Origin of the sequence: Sphingomonas sp. SRS2, from assembly GCF_000971055.1 — a bacterium.
Taxonomy (GTDB): domain Bacteria; phylum Pseudomonadota; class Alphaproteobacteria; order Sphingomonadales; family Sphingomonadaceae; genus Rhizorhabdus.
In genome coordinates this window covers 1-300 of the sequence record NZ_LARW01000064.1, presented here as the reverse complement: position 1 = coordinate 300, position 300 = coordinate 1, and the positions used below count along the sequence as shown (strand labels likewise).

The following is a 300-nucleotide window of genomic DNA, read 5'->3' as shown; positions in this document are numbered from 1 at the left end:
CGGGGTGGAGCAGCCCGGTAGCTCGTCAGGCTCATAACCTGAAGGTCACAGGTTCAAATCCTGTCCCCGCAACCATCGATACCAGCGACAACAAGTCGCCAATATGCCCGGCCCCCGAAAGGGGACTGGGCTTTTCTTATTTGAGGCGAATGTAAGCATCGCCGACATCACCGTGACCGGCCCCCACCGAGTGGTCCGAGCGGATTGTTAGTGCATTGACGCCTCCATCTCCAGTGTTGGCCGTAGGTGGAGCGAAGCGGAACCGGAGGGCGACACTGGAGATGGAACGGCCTCCGGCGC

The 300-nt window shown here is 60.7% G+C and carries 1 protein-coding gene; it reads right to left on the bottom strand.

Annotation, left to right across the window (positions count from 1 at the left end):
- Positions 1–207: 207 nt before the first annotated feature.
- On the bottom strand, positions 208–300 hold a 93-nt coding region (locus WP12_RS24000; protein ID WP_084691001.1), incomplete at its 5' end, for an integrase catalytic subunit.